General features: G+C 68.5%; 1 protein-coding gene. It reads right to left on the reverse strand.

Features of this window, described 5'->3' with window-relative positions; translation table 11 throughout:
* A partial coding sequence (locus tag J2X92_RS29520) for an acetate--CoA ligase (RefSeq protein WP_307581451.1) occupies positions 1 to 1388 on the reverse strand: 1388 nt, incomplete at both ends.

Here is a 1388-nt window from a genome sequence, read left to right on the forward strand (position 1 = left end):
CGCAGCTCGTTGGCGATCTGCTTGGCCTCCTCTCCCGTCGGGCGGCTGCGCTTGAGCACCACGAAGGCACACACCGCCTCGCCCGTCACGTCGTCGGGCCGGCCCACCACGGCCGCTTCGGCCACCAGGTCGGTCTTGGACACCAGCGCCGATTCGATCTCCATCGTGCCCAGGCGGTGGCCCGACACATTGAGCACGTCGTCGATGCGCCCGGTGATGCGGAAGTAGCCGCGGTCGGCGCTGCGCACGGCCCCGTCCCCCGCCAGATAGATCGTGCCGCCCATCTCCTCGGGGAAGTAGCTCTTCTTGAAGCGCTCGGGGTCGTTCCAGATGGTGCGGATCATCGAGGGCCAGGGCCGCTTGATGACCAGCATGCCGCCCGCACCGTTGGGCAGGTCCTTGCCGGTCTCGTCCACGATGGCGGCCATGATGCCCGGCAGCGGCAAGGTGCACGAGCCCGGCACCAGGGGCGTGGCCCCGGGCAGCGGCGTGATCACGTGGCCGCCGGTCTCGGTCTGCCAGAAGGTGTCCACGATCGGGCACTGCTCGCGCCCGATGTTCCGGTGGTACCACATCCAGGCCTCGGGGTTGATGGGCTCGCCCACCGAGCCGAGGAGGCGCAGGCTCGAGAGGTCCCAGTTCTTCGGGTGCACCTTCTCGTCGCCTTCGGCCGCCTTGATGAGCGAGCGGATGGCGGTGGGCGCGGTGTAGAAGACGCTGACCTTGTGCTTCTCGATCATCTGCCAGAAGCGCCCGGCATGCGGGAAGGTGGGGATGCCTTCGAACACCACCTGGGTGGCGCCGGCGGCCAGCGGGCCGTAGGCGACGTAGGTGTGGCCGGTGATCCAGCCGATGTCGGCGGTGCACCAGAACACGTCTTCGGGCCGGATGTCGAAGGTCCAGTCCATGGTGAGCTTGGCCCACAGCAGGTAGCCGCCGGTGGCATGCTGCACGCCCTTGGGCTTGCCGGTGGAGCCGGAGGTGTAGAGGATGAACAGCGGATGCTCGGCGTTCACGGGCACGGGCGGGCAGTCGGTGCTCTGGCCCTGGAGGGCTTCGGTGAAGCTCTTGTCGCGGCCTTCGACGCGGGCCCAGGCGGTGGGGGTGCGCTCGTAGACGAACACGGTCTGGATGGATTCGCAGCCGCCCATGGCGATGCCGTCGTCGACGATGGCTTTGAGGGGCAGTTCCTTGCCGCCGCGCAGCTGGTAGTTGGCGGTGATGACGGCCACGGCGCCGGCGTCGATGATGCGCTCCTGCAGGGCCTTGGCCGAGAAGCCGCCGAACACGACGCTGTGGGTGGCGCCGATGCGGGCGCACGCCTGCATGGCGATGACGCCTTCGACGGTCATGGGCATGTAGACGATGACGCGGTCGCCCTTCTGGAT

Source organism: Variovorax paradoxus, from assembly GCF_030811855.1.
Classification (GTDB): Bacteria; Pseudomonadota; Gammaproteobacteria; order Burkholderiales; family Burkholderiaceae_C; genus Variovorax; species Variovorax paradoxus_L.